Source organism: Enterococcus columbae DSM 7374 = ATCC 51263, from assembly GCF_000406925.1.
Classification (GTDB): Bacteria; Bacillota; Bacilli; order Lactobacillales; family Enterococcaceae; genus Enterococcus_E; species Enterococcus_E columbae.
In genome coordinates this window covers 127,317-148,364 of sequence record NZ_KE136350.1, presented here as the reverse complement: position 1 = coordinate 148,364, position 21,048 = coordinate 127,317, and the positions used below count along the sequence as shown (strand labels likewise).

The 21,048-nt window shown below is 38.0% G+C and carries 19 protein-coding genes; 18 read left to right on the top strand and 1 reads right to left on the bottom strand.

What is annotated here, in order from left to right:
- The first annotated feature begins 35 nt into the window (after positions 1–35).
- The 8 genes from yfmF to RK02_RS09770 all read left to right on the top strand — a co-directional run bounded on the left by yfmF (position 36) and on the right by RK02_RS09770 (position 9,325).
- The gene (gene yfmF / locus RK02_RS09805) at positions 36–1,304 is read left to right on the top strand and encodes an EF-P 5-aminopentanol modification-associated protein YfmF (RefSeq protein WP_016184087.1); all 1,269 of its coding nucleotides are present in this window, start codon (positions 36–38) and stop codon (positions 1,302–1,304) included.
- Positions 1,297–2,607 (top strand): EF-P 5-aminopentanol modification-associated protein YfmH, encoded by a 1,311-nt coding sequence (gene yfmH, locus RK02_RS09800; RefSeq protein ID WP_016184086.1) that lies wholly within the window; start codon positions 1,297–1,299, stop codon positions 2,605–2,607. The genes yfmF and yfmH overlap by 8 nt, the downstream gene beginning before the upstream one ends.
- Positions 2,608–2,802: 195 nt before the next feature.
- Positions 2,803–3,717: a helix-turn-helix domain-containing protein gene (locus RK02_RS09795; RefSeq protein ID WP_016184085.1), complete on the top strand. Its 915-nt coding sequence runs from the start codon at positions 2,803–2,805 to the stop codon at positions 3,715–3,717.
- A 53-nt stretch (positions 3,718–3,770) separates the two neighbouring features.
- Positions 3,771–4,349, top strand: coding sequence for a CDP-diacylglycerol--glycerol-3-phosphate 3-phosphatidyltransferase (gene pgsA / locus RK02_RS09790; RefSeq protein ID WP_016184084.1), 579 nt, complete (start codon positions 3,771–3,773; stop codon positions 4,347–4,349).
- Positions 4,350–4,412: 63 nt separating this feature from the next.
- Positions 4,413–5,675: a competence/damage-inducible protein A gene (locus RK02_RS09785; protein WP_016184083.1), complete on the top strand. Its 1,263-nt coding sequence runs from the start codon at positions 4,413–4,415 to the stop codon at positions 5,673–5,675.
- A gap of 106 nt (positions 5,676–5,781) precedes the next feature.
- Complete coding sequence (gene recA, locus RK02_RS09780; RefSeq protein WP_016184082.1) at positions 5,782–6,831, top strand: recombinase RecA; 1,050 nt, start codon at positions 5,782–5,784, stop codon at positions 6,829–6,831.
- Positions 6,832–7,093: 262 nt separating this feature from the next.
- On the top strand, positions 7,094–8,653 hold the full coding sequence (gene rny, locus RK02_RS09775) for a ribonuclease Y (RefSeq protein WP_016184081.1): 1,560 nt from the start codon (positions 7,094–7,096) through the stop codon (positions 8,651–8,653).
- A gap of 264 nt (positions 8,654–8,917) precedes the next feature.
- On the top strand, positions 8,918–9,325 hold the full coding sequence (locus RK02_RS09770; RefSeq protein WP_016184080.1) for a hypothetical protein: 408 nt from the start codon (positions 8,918–8,920) through the stop codon (positions 9,323–9,325).
- A gap of 44 nt (positions 9,326–9,369) precedes the next feature.
- Here the strand turns inward: RK02_RS09770 and pgmB are convergent, their stop codons facing one another.
- On the bottom strand, positions 9,370–10,020 hold the full coding sequence (gene pgmB / locus RK02_RS09765; RefSeq protein WP_016184079.1) for a beta-phosphoglucomutase: 651 nt from the start codon (positions 10,018–10,020) through the stop codon (positions 9,370–9,372).
- 758 nt (positions 10,021–10,778) lie between these two features.
- Between pgmB and ispE the strand changes: the two genes are divergently transcribed.
- From ispE to RK02_RS09715, 10 genes are all read left to right on the top strand, one after another.
- Positions 10,779–11,630 (top strand): 4-(cytidine 5'-diphospho)-2-C-methyl-D-erythritol kinase, encoded by an 852-nt coding sequence (gene ispE / locus RK02_RS09760; RefSeq protein ID WP_018451648.1) that lies wholly within the window; start codon positions 10,779–10,781, stop codon positions 11,628–11,630.
- 167 nt (positions 11,631–11,797) lie between these two features.
- The gene (pepF, locus tag RK02_RS09755; RefSeq protein ID WP_016184077.1) at positions 11,798–13,615 is read left to right on the top strand and encodes an oligoendopeptidase F; all 1,818 of its coding nucleotides are present in this window, start codon (positions 11,798–11,800) and stop codon (positions 13,613–13,615) included.
- Positions 13,616–13,897: 282 nt separating this feature from the next.
- On the top strand, positions 13,898–14,830 hold the full coding sequence (locus tag RK02_RS09750) for a metal ABC transporter substrate-binding protein (RefSeq protein ID WP_016184076.1): 933 nt from the start codon (positions 13,898–13,900) through the stop codon (positions 14,828–14,830).
- Positions 14,831–14,863: 33 nt separating this feature from the next.
- Positions 14,864–15,547: a metal ABC transporter ATP-binding protein gene (locus RK02_RS09745; RefSeq protein ID WP_016184075.1), complete on the top strand. Its 684-nt coding sequence runs from the start codon at positions 14,864–14,866 to the stop codon at positions 15,545–15,547.
- Positions 15,520–16,353 carry a metal ABC transporter permease gene (locus RK02_RS09740; RefSeq protein ID WP_016184074.1) on the top strand — a complete coding sequence of 278 codons (834 nt, stop codon included), beginning with the start codon at positions 15,520–15,522 and terminating at the stop codon, positions 16,351–16,353. The genes RK02_RS09745 and RK02_RS09740 overlap by 28 nt, the downstream gene beginning before the upstream one ends.
- 160 nt (positions 16,354–16,513) lie before the next feature.
- Positions 16,514–16,954 (top strand): LytTR family DNA-binding domain-containing protein, encoded by a 441-nt coding sequence (locus RK02_RS09735; RefSeq protein ID WP_016184073.1) that lies wholly within the window; start codon positions 16,514–16,516, stop codon positions 16,952–16,954.
- Between the two features lie 5 nt (positions 16,955–16,959).
- Positions 16,960–17,430, top strand: coding sequence for a DUF3021 domain-containing protein (locus RK02_RS09730; protein ID WP_016184072.1), 471 nt, complete (start codon positions 16,960–16,962; stop codon positions 17,428–17,430).
- 286 nt (positions 17,431–17,716) lie between these two features.
- On the top strand, positions 17,717–18,556 hold the full coding sequence (gene purR, locus RK02_RS09725; RefSeq protein ID WP_016184071.1) for a pur operon repressor: 840 nt from the start codon (positions 17,717–17,719) through the stop codon (positions 18,554–18,556).
- Positions 18,557–18,575: 19 nt separating this feature from the next.
- Positions 18,576–19,949 (top strand): bifunctional UDP-N-acetylglucosamine diphosphorylase/glucosamine-1-phosphate N-acetyltransferase GlmU, encoded by a 1,374-nt coding sequence (gene glmU, locus RK02_RS09720; RefSeq protein WP_016184070.1) that lies wholly within the window; start codon positions 18,576–18,578, stop codon positions 19,947–19,949.
- A 110-nt stretch (positions 19,950–20,059) separates the two neighbouring features.
- Complete coding sequence (locus RK02_RS09715; protein ID WP_016184069.1) at positions 20,060–21,037, top strand: ribose-phosphate diphosphokinase; 978 nt, start codon at positions 20,060–20,062, stop codon at positions 21,035–21,037.
- Positions 21,038–21,048 lie beyond the last annotated feature (11 nt).

Below are 21,048 nucleotides of genomic sequence, written 5' to 3'. Positions count from 1 at the left end.
GTTAAACGATGGTAAGAATATAGGAGAAGTAGATTATGCGGCAATTACAAGAAGGTATTCAATTAACAGTTATTCCAACAACGAAATTTAAGACTATTCGGATTTTTATCCGATTTTCAACAGTACATACACGTTTACAGGCTGTCAGAAGAACCTTACTGACCAGTGTGTTAGAAACAAGCAGTCAAAAATATCCTTTGCAAACGGACTTGAGTAGTCAATTAGCTGAGCTTTATGGGGCTAGTTTTGGGATGAATGTCAGCAAAAAAGGAAATTTACACCAAGTAAATGTTACGATGAACTTGGTGAATGGGAAATATATCAATGATGAAAAAATTTTAGCGCAAGGGGTGGATTTCTTAAAGGAAGTCCTCTTTTATCCTAATCAACAGGCAGGGCTTTTTGATGAAGAAACCTTCAATTTAGAAAAGGAAAATTTGATTGACTATATTACCAGTGTACCTGAGGATAAACAGGCCTTTGCTTCTTTACAGCTACAAGAGCTTTATTTTGGTCAAGAGAGCAATCAAGGGGTACCGAGCTTTGGGTTGGTAGAAGATTTGCGGGCGACGAGCAATGAGGATTTAATGGCCACCTATCGTGAGTTATTGGCTAATGATATAGTGGATATTTTTGTTGTTGGTGATGTGGAAGAGCAGAGGGTTTATGATTTATTTGCACAATGGGACTTTCCAAAGACTAAGCGTCAAGTGCCAACGATGTTTTATACTCAAGAGCTTCAAGCAAAAGTGAAGGAGCGTACGGTCAAAGAGGCAGTCACGCAAGCTAAATTGAATCTAGGCTATCATACAGGGATTTATTATACGGATGAGAAGCGTTATGCGCTGACTGTTTTTAATGGTTTATTTGGTGGCTTCCCACATTCTAAGCTGTTTATGAATGTTCGTGAAAAGGAAAGCTTGGCTTATTATGCTTCAAGTAGCGTGGATACCTTTAGAGGTTATCTAACCGTTCAAACCGGTATTGAGACTAGCAATCGTCAACAGGTTTTACAATTGATTGAAGAGCAATTAACTAGCTTGGCTAATGGGGATTTTACCGATTTAGCTTTTGAACAAACGAAGGCGATGCTAAAAAATCAAATTTTACTATCCTTAGATAATGCGCAGGTGCTAATTGAGATGAAGTACTTACATCAATGGTTACCAGAAAGTGCGATGGATACACCCGCTTATATTGAAAAATTGATGCAGGTAAGTCGTGAGGATGTGCAAGCAATTGCCAAACAAATTCAATTACAAGCAATCTTTTTCTTGGCAACTGAGGGGGATATGAATGATTAAAAAAGAATATGCGCAAATTAATGAAACACTTTATACCGAGGTTTTACCCAATGGCTTAAAGGTCTATTTATTACCTAAGATGGGATTTCATAAAACCTATGGATTATTTACAACGAACTATGGCTCCATTGATAATTATTTTGGCTATGAAAATGAAGCGTTACACCAGGTTCCTGATGGGATTGCACATTTTTTAGAGCATAAAATGTTTGAAAAAGAAGAGGGCGATGTTTTTCAAATTTTTGGGCAACAGGGAGCTTCGGCTAATGCCTTTACGAGCTTTACTAGAACGAGCTATTTATTTTCAGCCACTGATCGCATCAAAGACAATTTAGTTACCTTACTTGATTTTGTTCAAGCGCCTTATTTTACTAAGGAAACAGTTGAAAAGGAAAAAGGGATTATTGGTCAAGAAATCCAAATGTATGATGATGATCCAAACTGGCGGCAATTTTTCGGCATGCTACGCAATTTATATCCAAATCATCCAGTAGGCATTGATATTGCTGGTACGGTAGAAAGTATTGCCGATATTACTGCTGAGGATTTGTATTTATGCTATCATACCTTTTATCATCCAAGTAATATGACTTTGTTTATTGTGGGCAATATCGATGTAGAAGAAGTGATGCAATGGGTTCGTGATAACCAAGCAGCCAAAACATTTGCTCCAATTCGCCCAATTGAACGGATTTTTCCAGAAGATAGCTATGATACAATCAAGCCTTATGATCAGCTAGCGATGCCGATTAGTCGTCCAAAGACGGTTCTGGGGATTAAAGGCTTGCAGCAAAAGCTACCAAGTGATGCAAAGGAAAAAATGATTTTCCGAAGTGCACTTCATCTATTGTTCCAAATGCTTTTGGGTAATACTTCAGCGAATTTTTTACGTTTGTATAATCAAGGCATTATTGACGATACATTTGGTTTTGAATTTAATTTAGATCGGGCCTTTCATTTTGCTGATTTTTCAACAGATACAGACGATCCAGCTACTTTTGAAAAAGAAATCCGAGCTATTTTATTGAATTATCGTCAAGATCCAGAAGTAAATGAAGCTAATTTAGCTCTATTGAAGAAAAAAACGTTAGGCAAATATTTCCAATCGCTCAATTCTCTAGAGCATATCGCTAATCAATTTACGCAAGATTTATTTGGCGAATATACTTTGTTTGATATGCCGGAAATTATTCAGTCATTAACATTAGCTGATTTATATCGGGCAGCAGAAGTATTTATTGTTCCTCAGGCCTTTAGTCGTTTCGATTTAATCCCACTAGTAACGGCTGAAAACGCAGAATAACGGCTAACTAATTCACCTCAAATCAGCAAGTTGAGGTGAATTTTCAATTACGGTCCTGAAAAAGTTTAATTTTTTGAAAATTGTTAAGAACTTTGCTTAAAAAATACAGGTTTTTTCAATATTTTATGTTATTCTTATAGAGCTGATAGTAAAATATTAAAGTGAATTATGTAAAAGACTGGGGTAGATGAACGAGTGGGTAACGAAACAATTATTGGTGCACAATTGCGAGAGGCCCGTTTAAATAAAAAAATATCTTTAGATGAGTTACAACAAAAAACTAAAATTCAAAAGCGCTATTTAGAGGCTTTGGAAACGGGTGATTTTGATCGCTTACCAGGAGATTATTATGTACGGACGTTTATTCGTCAATATGCACAAGCGGTTGGCTTAGATGGTAATCGTTTAGTTGCAGCCTTTGATGGTGATGAGGATCAAATTTTACCAGAATTACCAAAACGGGAAGCACCCGAAGAAATCCAAACAACTAGAACAGCAGTCCATGAGGAGACATTTAGTCGCAAACGTAAACAACGAGATATGGTGCCGATTATTGTTTTGGGTAGCATTGCGTTAGTGATTATTCTCATTGTGGGGTATACTACCTTACAAGATTATCGGTCAACTTCGATGATTGATCAATCGAAAATTGTTGTTGAAAACAGTAGTAGTACAAAATCAAAGTCTAGCTCAACTAGTAGCGAGGCGGCTTCTAGCACTTCAACTAGTTCAACTAGTAGCCAAACAAGTACTTCGTCGACAACTAGTGAAAATCAATTAGAAATGAATGTAACCCAAGTAAGTGCTGTTGAGACACAGGTTGCGGTGAATCAGGCTAAGGCACCGCTTGAGTTACAATTTAGTGGGGTAAATGGTCCTTGCTGGATTGGTGTGATGGTTGGTGGTAGCTATGTTTATCAATATACGATGCAAGCTGGTCAAAGCCAAAGCTACACTCTACCAGAAGGCACAACGCAAGCAACCATTGTCTTAGGGGCAAGCGATAATGTGAATATTCAGCTAAATAAAAAGGAATTAGCCTTTAAAAATGCAGCCTATACGGCAACTAAGAAAAATATTCAATTGACAATTTCCTATCAAAGTACATAATAAAAGAGAATGCTTTTAGATTAGGTAGATATTTGGAAGGAGAAGTGTAACTGTTGAATTTACCAAATAAGTTAACGGTACTAAGAATTTTTATGATTCCTATTTTCATCGTCTTGTTGGCAGTGCCGATGAATTTGGGTCAAATCCAAGTAGGAGATCAAAGTCTATTAATGACACATTTAATTGCAGCGATTGTCTTTGCTTTAGCTAGCTTTACTGATTGGCTAGATGGACAAATTGCTCGTGCACGTGGTTTGGTGACAAACTTCGGTAAGTTTGCTGATCCATTGGCCGACAAAATGTTAGTTATGACCGCTTTTATCATGCTTGTAGCTTTGGGAAAAGCGCCAGCTTGGGTGATTGCAATTATTGTTTGTCGCGAATTAGCAGTCACAGGTTTACGTCTATTGCTAGTGGAGCATGGAGAAGTGATGGCAGCTGCTTGGCCCGGAAAAATTAAAACTGCAACACAGATGATTGCAATTATTTTACTGCTATTAAATAATTTACCATTTAGCTTAATAAATGTACCACTTGATTTGATTATGCTTTATATCTGTTTAATTTTTACCGTGTATTCCGGTGCGGATTACTTTATTAAAAATAAAGATGTATTTAAAGGTTCAATGTAAAAAAATAAGTTCAGATTTATTCTGGACTTTTTTTCGTATCTAATTAGTGAAGGGGAAATCACGATGAATGCAGAAATTATTGCTGTAGGGACAGAAATACTAATTGGCCAAATTGTTAATTCAAATGCCACTTATTTGTCAGAACAGCTAGCTCAGCAAGGGATCAATGTGTATTACCATACGGCGGTTGGGGATAATGTCAAACGTTTGACAGATGTTTTGACTACGGCGAAACAACGTAGTGATTTAATCGTTCTTTGTGGTGGTTTGGGACCAACGCCGGATGATTTGACCAAACAAACGGTTGCTGAATTCGTCCATCAAGAGTTAGTTTATGACACACAAGGCTATCAGCGTTTAATGGATTATTTTGCGAATAGTAAGCGGCCGATGACTGAAAATAATCTATTACAAGCACTTGTTTTTAAGGATGGTGAAGGCATTCAAAATCCTAATGGTTTAGCAGTAGGGATTTACTATGAAGATAAGGTTAGCCATACCCATTATTTATTATTACCTGGTCCACCTCGTGAATTAAAGGCCATGTTTGCACAAGGCGTTATCCCACTTTTACAACGGTTTAATGATGAAAACGAACAATTTATTTCACGTGTGCTCCGTTTTTATGGCATTGGAGAATCACGCTTAGTTACAGAATTATCTGATTTAATTGAGCAACAAACCAACCCAACGATTGCCCCTTATGCCAAAACAAATGAGGTAACTTTGCGACTAACGGTAAAAACGAAAGATGAAGCAAGTGGCAACCATTTGTTAGATGAATTAGAAGCAAGGATTATGGCAAGAGTGGGTAGTTATTTTTATGGTTATGGCGATGATTATTCACTAGTGGAGGCGACTGTTGATACCCTAAAACAAGCACAGGTTACTTTAGCAGCGGCAGAGAGTCTGACTACCGGTTTGTTTCAGGCTACTCTAGGTGCTATTCCTGGAGCATCAGCTGTCTTTAAAGGAGGTTTTGTGACCTATTCACCAGCAATGAAGGCAAGCTTGCTGCAACTTGATGCTGACTGGCTAGCAGAGGTGGGTACCGTGAGTCAGGCTTGTGTTGAAATGATGGCGCAAAAAGCCAAACAAATCACACAGGCTGATTATGCGATTGCTTTTTCAGGTGTTGCTGGACCTGATTCATTAGAAAATCAACCTGTAGGGACTGTTTGGCTAGCTTTAGCCACTCCTAATGGGACAATTAGTAGTTGCCAAGTCTTTCCTCACGGTCGTAATGAGATTCGTCAAGCAGCTGTTATGTATGGGTTAAATATGGTTCGTCAAGCAGTATTAGCAGATCATTCAAGGGCTAAGTAAACAAAATGCGAATGTTTGTTCGCTTTTCCTTGCTTTTTTACCTTGAAACAGGTATGATTATGAATGTGAGTAATCGTTTAAACAAGCGATGAGGAGGATATAATATATGGCAGATGATCGTAAAGCAGCCTTAGATGCTGCATTAAAGAAAATAGAAAAGAATTTTGGTAAAGGTGCGATTATGAAGCTTGGGGAAAAAGCAGATCAACAGATTTCTACCATCCCAAGTGGTTCGTTAGCCTTAGATGTAGCCTTAGGTGTAGGTGGTTATCCAAGAGGTCGAATTATTGAGGTCTATGGTCCAGAAAGCTCTGGTAAAACCACAGTCGCCTTACATGCCATTGCTGAAGTACAAAAAAATGGTGGAACGGCTGCCTTTATTGATGCTGAGCATGCCCTAGATCCAGCTTATGCCAAAAAATTAGGTGTGAATATTGATGAGCTATTGCTTTCTCAGCCAGATACAGGTGAACAAGGTTTAGAGATTGCCGATGCATTAGTTTCAAGTGGTGCAGTGGATGTTATTGTCATCGACTCAGTAGCGGCTTTAGTTCCACGTGCTGAAATCGATGGTGAAATGGGTGATACGCATGTCGGCTTACAAGCACGTTTGATGTCGCAAGCTTTGCGTAAGTTATCTGGTTCTATTAATAAGACCAAGACAATTGCTATCTTTATCAACCAAATTCGTGAAAAGGTTGGGGTAATGTTTGGTAATCCGGAAACAACTCCTGGTGGTCGTGCATTGAAATTCTATGCGACGATTCGTTTGGAGGTCCGTCGTTCAGAGCAATTAAAATCAGGAACGGATATTATCGGTAACCGTACGAAAATTAAAGTAGTAAAAAATAAGGTTGCGCCACCATTTAAGACAGCAGAAATCGATATTATGTATGGTGAAGGTATTTCCCAAGAAGGTGAATTACTGGATATGGCTGTAGACGTAGATATTATCGACAAGAGTGGGGCTTGGTATTCATATAAAGGCGATCGAATTGGTCAAGGCCGAGAAAATGTGAAGAATTATATGAAGGAACACCCTGAAATGGTTGCAGAAGTTTCAGCGCTAGTTAGAAATGCTTATGGTATTGGCGATGTACCTAGCGAAACTATCGAAGCAACTGATGAATTTCAAGATACTTTAGATATCGAATAATGACAAACCATTGATTATATTATTGAGCCAACTAGGTAGAACATCTCCTGTTCTAATCTAGTTGGTTTTGTTATATAATGGGGAACTAAGTAAAGATGAGTAGTAGAATAGATGCTTTTTTAAGTTGACACTCTGCCATGCAAACATTAGAATAAAATTGTGTATATTACACATATGCAAGTAGGCATATTGATAATTTTATAAGTTAATAGTTTATCAGAAAACTACAGTGAAAAAAATAAGATAGTATGGAGGTGATTCAATGGGACTTTACATTCTCCTCGCTATCATCGGTGGGTTGATTGTCGGATTAGGTATTGGTATTTTTGTAGCTAACTCTCGCCATGCAAAAGAGATTTCAGATGCACAAAATTCTGCAATTGGTATTATTAATGCTGCTAATAAAGAAGCTGAAACCTTAAAAAAAGAAGCTTTATTAGAAGCTAAGGAAGAAAATCAAAAATATCGTTCGGAAATTGAAAGCGAGTTAAAAGAGAGCAGACTAGAATTAAAATCGCAAGAAAGTCGTTTATTACAACGCGAAAAGCTTTTAGATCGTAAAGATGATTCTTTAGAAAAACGTGAATACACTTTAGAGACAAAAGAAAATAAATTGACTGCGAAACAACAATTAATTGATGAGCGAGAAAAAGAAGTTGAAAAGTTAATTGAACAACAGCAAACTGAACTAGAAAGAATTGCTGAATTATCTAAAGAAGATGCCGCTCAAGTCATCATGAAACAAACTGAAGAAGAGTTAAGTCATGAGTTGACTTTAATGGTGAAGGAATCTGAACAACGTGCTAAAGAAGAAGCTGATCGTAAGGCGAAAAACTTATTATCATTAGCGATTCAACGTTGTGCGGCAGATCAAGTTTCTGAATCAACAGTATCGGTAGTCACTTTGCCAAATGATGAGATGAAAGGTCGCATTATTGGTCGTGAAGGCCGTAATATTCGTACATTAGAAACACTAACAGGGATTGATTTAATCATTGATGATACCCCTGAAGCAGTCGTGTTATCAGGTTTTGATCCAATTCGCCGAGAAATCGCGCGAATGACTTTGGAAAAATTAATTCAGGATGGTCGGATTCATCCAGCTCGCATTGAAGAAATGGTGGAAAAATCACGTAAAGAGATGGATGAGCGTGTCCGTGAATATGGTGAACAAGCAGCCTTTGAAGTAGGGGCACATACCTTACATCCAGATTTGATTAAGATTTTAGGCCGTCTACACTTTAGAACTAGTTATGGTCAAAATGTGTTAAACCATTCAATTGAAGTAGCCAAATTATCTGGTGTCTTGGCAGCTGAATTGGGTGAGGATATCCAATTAGCTAAAAGAGCAGGTTTACTTCATGATATTGGTAAAGCTTTAGACCATGAAATCGAAGGCTCTCACGTAGAAATCGGTGCCGAATTAGCTGCGAAGTATCGTGAGCATAAGGTGGTTATCAATGCAATTGCTTCCCACCACGGGGATACAGAAGCAACTTCAATTATTTCTGTATTAGTAGCTGCTGCCGATGCCTTATCTGCTGCTCGTCCAGGTGCGCGTAGTGAATCGCTAGAAAACTACATTCGTCGACTAGAAAATCTAGAAAATATCTCGAATAGCTTTGATGGGGTAGATTCTAGCTTTGCTGTTCAAGCCGGTCGCGAAGTTCGTGTCATGGTTAAACCAGAAGAAATTTCTGATTTAGAGGCGGTTCGTTTGGTTCGTGATATCCGTAAGAAGATTGAAGATGAGCTAGATTATCCAGGGCATATTAAAGTAACGGTTATTCGTGAAACACGTGCTGTTGATTATGCGAAATAACAAAAAAGAATAAAGTACCAATCTCCTCAAGATTAGCCGTGAAGTTAATTTTGAGGAGATTATTTTTGCTTCATTGCATCTTTTCTGACATTATTGGCTAGGTATAGTGTAAGCAAAGTGTTCACGAATATCATTGTAAAAACTGATAAGGTACTGAATATCATTCACAAATAAAATGGCCATCAACTTGTTTTTGTAGATTTTCAGACTATACTATAAGTGTAATCAGTTACAGAGGATGTTTGACTAAAAGAGGCGATAAAGATGAAAAATAATTATAATCATCGAAGCAATAAACAGCTACAAAAGATGCAGCCAAATCTTAAAAATAAAAAGTATCAGTGTTATAGTAGAGTTATTTTAGGGCTGATGATTGGGCTGACGGGAATAACGATTGGTCTCAGTCATTATCCGAATACGCAAGAAGTGATTGGCCTGATTGGTTTGTTCATGACAGTCCTTCTCTTTAGCTTACTACATTTTTCTTTTAGGATTCTAAAAGAGTATTATGTCGGCGTGATTGATGAACAGGGGCCACTTTTTGTTCCTAGAGTGTATGGGATAGGCTTTACGATTAATCCCTATCATAAAATCGGTCGAATAATCTGGCAAGCTTTAACGCTAATGAGTGTTGTTTTGTTTATCTGGATGTTGATAGATGTTCTATTTTAAGAAAAAAAAAAAGAGCGTGTACGCAATTGGCGTACACGTCTTTTTTAGCGTTGTTGTAATTCTTTAGCGGTAATCTCTGTGAAACTATGAATGATTTGGTCTGCACCATCTAAAGGTTCACCTACGGATACGCCGATAGCATACATTCCAGCCGCCTTTATTCCTTGAATACCAGCCTGCGCATCTTCGAAACCGATTGCGTCAGATGGCTGTACTTGAATGAGTTGACAGGCTTTGATGAAAATTTCAGGGTCTGGTTTTCCTTTGCTTAGAGTATTAGGATCAACAATTGCCTGGAAGTCTTCTTTTACGCCAAGTTTTTCTAAGATAAAAGGGGCGTTTTTAGAAGCTGAAGCAATGGCACATGGGATATTTAAGGCTTTTGCTTGATCTAAAAATGCTTTTACACCAGGCAATAAATCGTTTGGCGTTAAACTTTGTAATAATTCAACATAATGGGTATTTTTCTTTTCGGCTAAGGCTTGTTTTTCTTGTTCAGTGAATTTCTCAGCTTGGTGACCAAATGCTAAAATTCGCTCTAAAGATTCCATACGACTAATCCCTTTTAATTGCTCGTTAAAGGCTAAATCAATCGTAATACCTAACTCCTCAGCCAAAGCTTGCCAAGCAATAAAATGATATTTGGCAGTATCGGTAATCACACCATCTAAATCAAAAACAAATCCTTTTTTCATTAAGAACAACTCCTTTTATTTTAGAGGCTATGAGACAGCTCGCTCAGGCACGAGCAAATAAGCTTCAAAGGGATGGAACAGTCCGCTACTTTTAAGACTTTTACAGCACTTTGACTTATTTGTCGAGTGACTAGCTGGTTCATGCGGTTTACTTTAGAGGCTATGTGTTGAGCGCTTTGATACGAGTAAATAAGTTCCAAGTGGATGGAAAAATCCACCATATTTGAGATTTTTTCAGCAACTTGGCTTATTTATCGAGTATCAGCTCAACAACATGCCGTTTACTTCAGAGGCTATGAGACAAGCGCCTTGGTTTGAGCAAAAGTTTAAGCAGGCGATAAAAGTGCGTGTATGTTAACACTTTTTCGATTGCAAGCTTATTGCCGAAAACCAGCTTGACTCATGCTGATTATAGAGGCTATCAAACGAGCGCTTTGCTATGAGTAAATAAGGTTAACTAGTCACAAAAAGTGCGTAACTTTTAACACTTTTTGGGGGTAGTTACTTAATTTACCGAATAGCAGCTCGATTGATGCCGTGGTATCTATTTGTTTGATACTTATAGTATAGCAACCGGTTGCGTTAAAGTCAAAAGAATTTTTGATAGCAGCGCTTTATCTTAGAAAGAAAATTTTTCATGCTAAGATCAATCAATTAGTGGACCTAGCGCTTTTTTGACTGTCAGTTTCTGTGCTATACAAGAAAGTTGGAGATATGGTAAAATAATTGAGATAATGTCTATGATTATAGGTGAAAGCATGGAAATTTATGAAAAAGCACCGGCCAAGATTAATTTAGGCTTGGATATTTTATATAAACGCCCTGATCAGTATCATGAATTAAAAATGGTGATGGCAAGTATTGATTTGGCGGATCATTTAAAATTTGAAACTTTACCCACAGACGAAATTATTGTTGAGACCAACAAAGCTTTTTTACCAGTAGATAAACGAAATAATGTTTATCAAGCGGCTGAATTATTAAAGCAGCGCTATCATATTAAAAAGGGCATTAAAATTTCGATTGAAAAAAATATTCCAGTAGCAGCGGGCTTAGGTGGAGGAAGTAGTGACTGTGCAGCAGCACTGAGAGGATTAAACCGCTTGTGGCAATTGGACTTGTCGCTGGGTGAGCTAGTTGATTTAGGAATGCAAGTAGGCACAGATGTTCCCTATTGTTTATATGGAACGACCTCAGCTGTTTTTGGTAAGGGCGAGATTGTCCAGCCTATTGAGTCGATGCCGCAGTGCTGGGTGGTTTTAGTAAAGCCTAAAATCAGTGTCTCAACGCGGAAGATTTTTCAATTGGTGGATGTAGCCCAATTATTTCATCCAGATATTGATGAATTGATTGCTGCGATTCAAGCGAAGGATTATCTGCAAATGCAAAAGCATATGGGCAATAGCTTGGAGCAGGTAACGATTGACAAATATCCGATTGTTGCCAAGGTAAAAGATAAAATGCTGCAATTTGGTGCGGATGTGGCTTTGATGAGTGGCAGTGGTCCGACAGTTTTTGCACTATGTCAGAAATACTCACGAGCACAGCGAATTTATAATGCGTTAAAGGGTTTTTGTGAGGAGGTTTATTTAGTCCGTACCTTACCTTAGAAAAATGAAAAAAATGATTGAAGGTCTGCAAATTTTTGGAGACCTTTTTGCGTAGTTAAATGATGAAAGATAAGCTGAGGGGATTTGCTTCATTGCGTTCAAGCTTTTTTCATTATAATTATTTTGTGCTATACTAACGCTAATGAAACAAGTAAGAAGGTGCAGATATGTCAGAAACTAAACAATTACCTTTAAGAAATGAAGTCGCAGAGGAGTTGACCTGGGATCTTAGCGTGATTTTTGCCGATGAAGCTGCTTTTGAAGCGGCGATTGCTAAGCTACAAGCCGATCTAGCGAAGGTTGATCAATATAAGGGAACCTTAAAAGAAGGTGCACAGGCCTTTTTAGCGGCTTTAGAATATCAACTGGCTATTGGTCGTCAGCTAGAGACGATTTATGTCTATACGCATTTGCGTAATGATCAAGATACCACCAATGCTAAGGATCAAGCCTTATATGCCCGCGCAACTAGTCTATGGGCACAAGCTGGGGAAGCAATTGCCTGGTTTGAACCAGAAGTGTTGTCTTTGGCTGATGAAGTGATTTGGCAATATTTTGATGCAGAGCCAGCCTTAGCGCAATATCGTCATTATGTGCAACAAATTGTTGATAATCGTGCACATATTTTACCCGCAGAGCAAGAGGCTTTATTGGCCGCAGCTGGGGAAATCTTTGGTTCAGCAGCAAATACTTTTTCCATTTTAAATAATGCTGATTTAGAATTTCCTGTGATAGAAGATGAGCAAGGAGAAAAAATTCAATTATCTCATGGTGTCTACGGGCAATTACTAGAAAGCACTGATCGCCGTGTACGTAAAGCAGCTTTTGAAGGCTTATATAAAGTCTATCAACAATTTGCTCGCACGTTTGCTTCTACGCTTAGTGCTAATGTGAAACGTCACAATTATTCAGCCAAGGTACGTCACTTTGCATCGGCTCGTCAAGCAGCTTTAAGCGGAAATCATATTCCTGAAAGTGTACATGATACGCTAGTGGAGGTGGTAAATAAGCATTTGCCATTGTTACATCGTTATATGGAATTAAGAAAACGTCTATTGAAGGTAGATGAATTACATATGTATGATGTTTATACACCGCTTTTAGGGGAAAGCTCATTGAAATATACCTATGAACAGGCCACTCAAGAAGCCTTTAAAGCGTTAGCACCAATGGGGGAAGAATACCTAGCTGTGGTTAAGGAAGCCTTTGAAAATCGTTGGATCGACGTAGTGGAAAATAAAGGCAAAAGAAGTGGGGCTTATTCTTCAGGGGCTTATGATACTTATCCATATATTCTGTTGAATTGGCACGATACACTAGATCAATTATTTACCTTAGTTCATGAAATGGGACATTCTGTTCATAGCTACTTTACACGTAAGTATCAGCCTTATGTTTATGGTGATTACTCTATTTTCTTGGCGGAAATTGCTTCCACGACCAATGAGAATTTGTTGACTGAGTATTTATTACAGACGCAAAAAGATCCAAAGGTAAGAGCGTATATTCTCAATCATTATTTAGATGGCTTTAAGGGGACCGTTTTCCGACAAACCCAATTTGCAGAATTTGAGCATTTTATGCATGAAGAAGATGCAAAGGGCACGCCATTGACTGCGGAATTTTTAAATGAGCATTATGGAAAGCTCAATCAAAAATATTATGGTTCGGCAATTAGTGAGGATGAACAGATTCGCTATGAATGGTCCCGTATTCCGCACTTTTATTACAATTATTATGTTTATCAATATGCAACTGGTTTTAGTGCGGCCTCTGCTTTGGCTGCGAAGATCTTATCGGATGATCCTCAAGCGTTAACGAACTATCTAGCTTACCTTAAAGCCGGAAGTAGCGATTATCCAATTGAGGTGATGAAAAAAGCTGGTGTAGATATGACGAAACCAGACTATTTAGAAGAAGCAATGCGTGTTTTTGAACAACGTCTTGATGAACTAGAAGCCCTAGTTAAGGAATTGGAAGTATAGTTATAGATAAAAGGAAAGAGGCAACGATTTCGTTGCCTCTTTTTAAGGAGTTAAAAATGAAAAAGTGTTTATATAGGGTTGTTTATTGGGATACTTATAATATAAAGGGTAAATTTGAAGTTTTTTTGAACAAAAAGTTAGAATTCTGTAAATGATTTTTTAAGTTGTAGAAAAAAATAAAGTAATATTGCTTGACGCACTTTCGATAGTTTGATACATTAGGGAATGCTAAATAAATCGTAATATTACGATTTACATTCCGATTTATCAGGAGGTTTTTTTGTGAAAAAAACAGCTTTAGGTTTACTTTTTTTAATCAGTCTCTTCTTTTTAGGTGCCTGTTCTGCTGCTAGTCAGCAATCAAAAGATAATCAGGTGAAGGTAATGACGACTTTTTATCCAATGTATGCTTTTACTAAGGCAGTTGTCGGTGATAGCGGCCAAGTAGATTTATTAATTCCAGCTGGCACTGAGGCGCATGATTATGAACCAAGCGCCAAGGATTTAGCGAAGATTAGTGAAGCGGGGATGCTGGTTTATAATAGCAATTATTTTGAAACCTGGATTAAAGATGTGAAGAAAAATGCCAAGGATACCCAAACAACCTTTGTTCAAGCGAGCCAAGGCATTCAATTATTAGATAGTGCGCAAGAACATGAAGATGAGGCGGATGAAGAGGAACATGCGCATGCGAAAGTGGATCCACATGTTTGGTTAGATCCAGTTTTAGCACAAGAAGAGGTTAAAACCATTCGCGATGCCTTGATTAAAAAGTATCCAAAGTATAAAGCAACTTTTACTAAGAATGCTAGTGCTTATCTCGCTAAGCTTGCTGAGTTAAATCAACAATATGTTGATGCGACTAAAACGGCTACGAATAAAACATTTGTCACCCAACATGCGGCTTTTGGCTATCTGGCACATCAGTATGGGCTCACTCAAGTGGCTATTTCTGGCATTTCACCTGATGAAGAGCCTAGTCCAAGTCGTTTAGCTAGTTTAAAAACATTTGTGGATGAACATCAAGTGAAGGTCATTTATTTTGAAGAAAATGCTTCTTCAAAGGTTGCCCAAACCTTAGCAAAAGAAACAGGCGTAAAATTAGCTGTTTTAAATCCTTTAGAGGGCTTGACCAAAAAACAAATGCAAGCAGGAGAAGATTATCTTTCGGTGATGACAGAGAATTTACAAGCGTTAAAAGAAAGTATTCAATAAATTATATTTGACGAAAAGAAAAGTGGAGGAGTTATGGCGCGCTATATTGAAGTCGAAAACTTGAGCTTTTATTATGATGAAGAGCCGGTTTTAAGTGGCATTAATTATTATGTGGATGCGGGCGAATTTGTTACCTTGACTGGTGAAAATGGAGCCGCAAAATCTACGCTAGTTAAGGCAACCTTAGGCTTACTAAAGCCTATGTCAGGAAAAATTACGATTGCTAAAGAAAATATCGAAGGTAAAAAGTTAAGTGTCGGCTACATCCCTCAACAGATTGCTTCCTTTAATGTTGGCTTTCCAAGTACGGTCTTAGAATTGGTGCAATCTGGCCGTTATCCTAAAGATCGTTGGTTTAAACGCTTGACTAGCCGCGATCATGAGCATGTTAAAAAGGCGTTAGATGCTGTGGGCATGTGGGAGATGCGTAATAAGCGAATTGGTGAGCTTTCTGGCGGACAAAAGCAGCGTATTAGTTTAGCACGTATTTTTGCGACTGATCCAGATTTATTCATTTTAGATGAACCAACTACTGGTATGGACGAGCAATCTCGTAAGGATTTTTACCGTTTATTACGGCATAGTGCGCACCAACACCAAAAAGCGATTTTGATGATTACGCATGATCATGAAGAAATCAAGCATTATGCTGATCGGCAAATTCGTCTTGTGCGAAAGGAGGATTCACCATGGCGTTGCTTTCATATGAATTCATGAGACGCGCATTTTTAGCCGCGATTTTTATTTCAGGAATTGCACCGATGTTAGGGGTCTTTTTGGTCTTACGTAGACAATCATTAATGGCGGATACCTTATCGCACGTCTCATTAGCTGGGGTGGCTTTAGGCTTTTTCTTACAATTCAATCCTAGCCTAACCACCCTAGTCATCGTTATTTTAGCGGCCATTGTTTTAGAATATCTACGTACGATGTTTCATAGCTATTCCGAGGTTTCGATTGCGATTTTAATGTCTGGTGGTTTAGCCTTGGCCTTAGTATTGATGAAGCTTAGTGGGGGAAATTCTGCTGCAAGTATCCAATCTTATTTATTCGGTTCAATTGTGACCATTACCAATGAGCAGGTTTGGTTCTTAGGAATTTTATTTATCGTAACGTTTTTTGCCTTTTTACGCTTTAAGCGGCCGATGTATATTCTAACCTTTGATGAAGCAACCGCTCATGTCGATGGCCTGCCTGTGCGTTTAATGTCGATGTGCTTTAATATTTTAACTGGTGTGGCGATTGCGATTATGATACCAATTGCTGGTGCGTTGTTAATTTCAGCGATTATGGTCTTACCTGCTGCGATTAGCTTACGCGTTGGTCGTGGATTTACGATGGTGATTTATCTAAGCATGTTCATTGGTTTAATCGGCATGCTCACTGGTTTAACTAGCTCATTTTATCTAGATACGCCACCGGGTGCGACCATTACCTTGGTATTTATTGCACTTTTCTTAGTAGTGAACATCATTAAATTTTTCTGGATTCGCCTCAATCGCCAAAAGCAAATTCGCTCCTAGTATGTTCATGGTGATTGTTTGATTGGCTTATGAAAGTTAGTAAAAATCCAGCTATTTTTCCCAAAAAACCATTTGTCTATTAGATTCGACCGTCTATCTGTAAACGGTCGAATTTTTTTATTTTATTGTCTATAATTAGGTTGAAAGGAGGGGATGGCAGATGAAGTACGAACTCTTAATTGATGCAACGTACCTTGAGCCAAAAGTCATTATTTATAGTGCTGAGCTTAGTACAGAGGTCACGAGGTTAGTGCAATTTTTAAATCAACAGGATCAGCCTTTATTAACTGGTCGCTTGCATCATCAACTCGTTATTTTAGACATTGCTGATATCGTTCATCTCTATGCCTTAGATAAAAAAGTTTATGCTGCTACGTTAACTGCCAATTATGAATTAAATATTCGTTTGTATGAGGCTGAAAATTATCTGAATGCCCCACAATTTGTCCGTATTTCTAGATCTGAAATCATTAATTTAAAGCAAGTGCAATATTTTGATGTGCATTTTAATGGAACGATTTTGGTTCAGTTGAAAAATGGTGTTACCACTTATGTTTCTAGAAGATATTTAGGAAAATTAAAACAAATTTTAGGAAGGTGAGAATCATGCAAACAAAGAAAAAGTGGTTGGTAACGAGTTTGTTAGGCTTTCCATTGGGGATGGCTATTAGTCAGAGCATTAGTATCATTATCAGTCTGGTTTCCACATATTTTTCAGGCAAAGTTCAGTATTTGGCAGTTCCTCCTAGTTTAGCACAGTCCCTTGATGGCGAATTATGGGCTGTATGCTGGCAAACTTTTTGGGCTGGGATGCTAGGTGCTTTATTTATGGCTTGTCGCGTGATTTGGGACAAGGAAGAGTGGTCGCTGTTAAAGAGAAGTTTGCTTTATTATTTAATTACAGTTAGTGCTACTTTACTGGTTGCACATCTCAATCAATGGGTAGTGTTCCATTTAGTCAGCTATGTTGTATTTTTATTCATCTACACAGTTATTTTCATGCTTATTTGGGTCATCACGTATCTAAGAAGCTATTTTTTAATGAAACGCTGGAATCAAAAGTTATCAAAATTATAATCGATGAATAGGTATGTTAGTGTTGATATCTCTACAAGGTGTTAAATAGAAAAGTAGTCTCTATAAAGCATTCAATTTCTTACTAATAGCGGTTGAATGCTTTTTTGGTGTGAATTTGATGAAGAATGTTCAGTAATTTTTAATGAATAAACGAAAGATTCTCGGTAAAATGGCAGATGGTAGGGTAATTTTACGAACATTTAATGGTTATATTAGAAAAACATCTAGAAAAATTCGGATTTTTTGATTATAATGAAAGAAATGAGCAAAAAAGGAGCGGAATTGAATGAAGATTCGTCGTAGTGAGCGGTTAATTGATATGACCAATTATTTATTGTCACATCCACATGAATTAATTTCATTAAGTGTATTTGCTAAACGCTATGACTCAGCTAAATCGTCTATTAGTGAGGATTTAGGTATTGTCAAAAAGACTTTTAAAGAGCGTGGGATTGGGATTTTAGAGACCTTACCGGGAGCTGCTGGTGGGGTGGTGTTTGTGCCTGTAATGGAACAAGATGAAGCGTATCAATATATTAACCAGTTAGCTGAACGTTTATCTGAACAAGATCGTCTATTACCAGGTGGATATGTCTATTTATCTGACTTGTTGGGGGAACCAGAATTACTTAGACAAGTTGGTCGAATTATCGCTTCTAAATATTTAGATAAAGAAATTGATGCGGTGATGACAGTGGCTACAAAAGGTGTGCCGATTGCCCAGGCTGTTTCTTATTATTTAAATGTACCTTTTGTTATTGTTCGTCGAGATTCAAAAATTACAGAAGGCTCGACAGTCAGCGTGAATTATGTTTCTGGATCTTCAGAACGAATTGAAAAAATGGAATTATCCAAGCGTAGCCTACGTCGTGGATCAAAAGTGTTAGTGGTGGATGATTTTATGAAAGGCGGCGGCACGGTTAATGGGATGAAGAGCCTGATTGAAGAATTTGAAGCAGAGCTCGTTGGTATTACTGTTTTTGCTGAAGGTAATTTTAAAGGCAAACGTGTCATTGACGAATATAGTTCATTGTTATATGTTAAAGATGTGAATACACAGACAAAGACCATTTCAGTTGTACCGGGAAATTATTTTAAAGATTATCAAGTACCTGAGAATGAATAAAGAATAAGGAGGCTATTTCGTGAGCAATCGATATGCAGTGATTCTTGCTGCGGGCAAGGGAACACGAATGAAATCAAAATTATATAAGGTTTTACATCCGGTTTGTGGAAAGGCAATGGTTGACCATGTATTAACACAAGTTGAGGCAATGAAGCCAACGCAAATTATTACCATTGTTGGTCATGGCGCTGAGCTAGTCAAAGAACGTCTAGGTAGCCGTAGTGATTATGCCCTACAAGCAGAGCAATTGGGAACGGGTCATGCGGTTTTACAAGCGAAGGATTTGTTGGCCAATCAATCAGGAACAACGGTGGTGCTTAGTGGGGATACTCCACTATTAACCAGTGCCACGCTTGAGCAGTTGTTTGCCTTTCATGAGGAAAAACAAGCGGCGGTTACTGTTTTAACTGCCCAAGCAAACGATCCAACTGGCTATGGTCGAATCATTCGCGATGAGCAAGGCAATGTAATGAAGATTGTTGAACAAAAGGATGCAACTAGTCAAGAGGCTGCCGTGAAAGAGATTAATACGGGGACCTATTGTTTTGATAATGCCTTATTATTTGATGCACTAGGTCAGATTACAACAGATAATGCACAAGGCGAGTATTATCTAACTGATGTTTTAGAGATTTTACAAAAAGCGGGTCATACCGTAACAGCTTATCAAATGGCTGATTTTGATGAATCGCTAGGAGTTAATGATCGTGTTGCCCTAGCACAAGCCAATCAATTGATGCAGGCTAGAATTAACCGTAAGCATATGCTAAATGGGGTGAGCTTTATGGATGCTGCTAGCACCTATATTGAAGCAGATGTAGAGATTGGTTCTGATACTGTCATCGAAGCGGGTGTTGTGTTAAGAGGAAAGACAAAAATTGGTGAAGATTGCTATATCACTGCTCATTCTGAGATTGTGGATAGTGTGATTGAAGATCATGTGACGATTAAACAATCGGTGGTTGAAGAAAGTATTGTACGTAAATTTGCTGATGTTGGTCCATTTGCTCATTTACGTCCGCAAGCAGATATCGGTGAAAAAGTGCATATCGGTAATTTTGTAGAAGTGAAGAAAGCTAGCATTGGTGAAGGAACAAAGGTCGGTCATTTAACTTATGTTGGTGACGCTACTTTAGGTAAAGAAATCAATGTTGGTTGTGGGACTGTTTTTGTGAATTATGACGGTAAAAACAAACATCATACCGTTATTGGCGATCACAGCTTTATTGGTTCAGGCACGAATATTGTTGCGCCAGTTACGATGGCACCAAATAGTGCAACAGCTGCGGGTTCAACAATCACCGAGGATATTTCCGAACATACCTTAGCAATTGCTCGTGCAAGACAGGTGAATAAGCTGGATTTGGCAAAAAAAATCCCTTATTTTGAATAAGTAACCCGAAAAAACTTGATTTATTGTTCAAAAATGACTACTATTTTATGTGGAAGTGTATATCACAAATAGTAGTCATTCTGTTTGTAAAAAAGAAAGTGGAGGTTCTCATGTCAAACCAATATTCTGATCCAAGGTTAAAAATTTTTGCTTTAAATTCTAACCGTCCGCTAGCGGAAAAAATTGCCAAAGCTGTTGGTGTAGAGCTAGGAAAATGTACTGTGAAGCAATTTAGTGATGGGGAAATTCAAGTAAACATTGAAGAAAGTATCCGTGGAGCACACGTATATGTGGTGCAATCAACAAGTTCACCTGTTAATGATAACTTAATGGAATTATTAATTATGATTGATGCTTTAAAACGTGCGAGTGCCAAAACAATTAATGTGGTGATGCCGTATTATGGTTATGCTCGTCAAGATCGTAAAGCTCGTTCACGTGAACCAATTACTGCTAAATTAGTCGCAAACATGTTACAAACTGCCGGTGCAACTCGGATGGTTACGCTAGATTTACATGCGGCACAAATCCAAGGATTCTTTGATATTCCAGTGGATCATTTGATGGGAGCACCATTGATTGCTAATTATTTCTTGGAAAACAATATTAAAGGCGATGATGTGGTCGTTGTTTCTCCAGACCATGGTGGCGTGACCCGTGCACGTAAGTTAGCCGAATTTTTAAAATCACCAATTGCTATTATCGACAAACGTCGTCCGAGAGCGAATGTAGCAGAAGTAATGAATATTATTGGGCACGTAGATGGTAAAGTTTGTGTGTTAATTGATGATATGATTGATACAGCAGGGACCATTACCCTAGCTGCCAATGCTTTAAAAGAAGCTGGTGCTAAGAGCGTTTATGCTTCATGTACTCATCCAGTTTTATCTGGTCCAGCTTTACAAAGAATTCAGGATTCTGCAATTGAACGTTTAGTGGTGACTGATTCCATTAATTTACCACAAGAGCGTAAAATCGATAAAATTGATGAGATTAGTGTGGGTGAGTTGGTCGCAGAAGCAATCAAGCGAATTCATGAGAACAAACCAGTTAGTCCATTATTTGAAAGTAAACAACCTTTATCATAATAATTATGTAA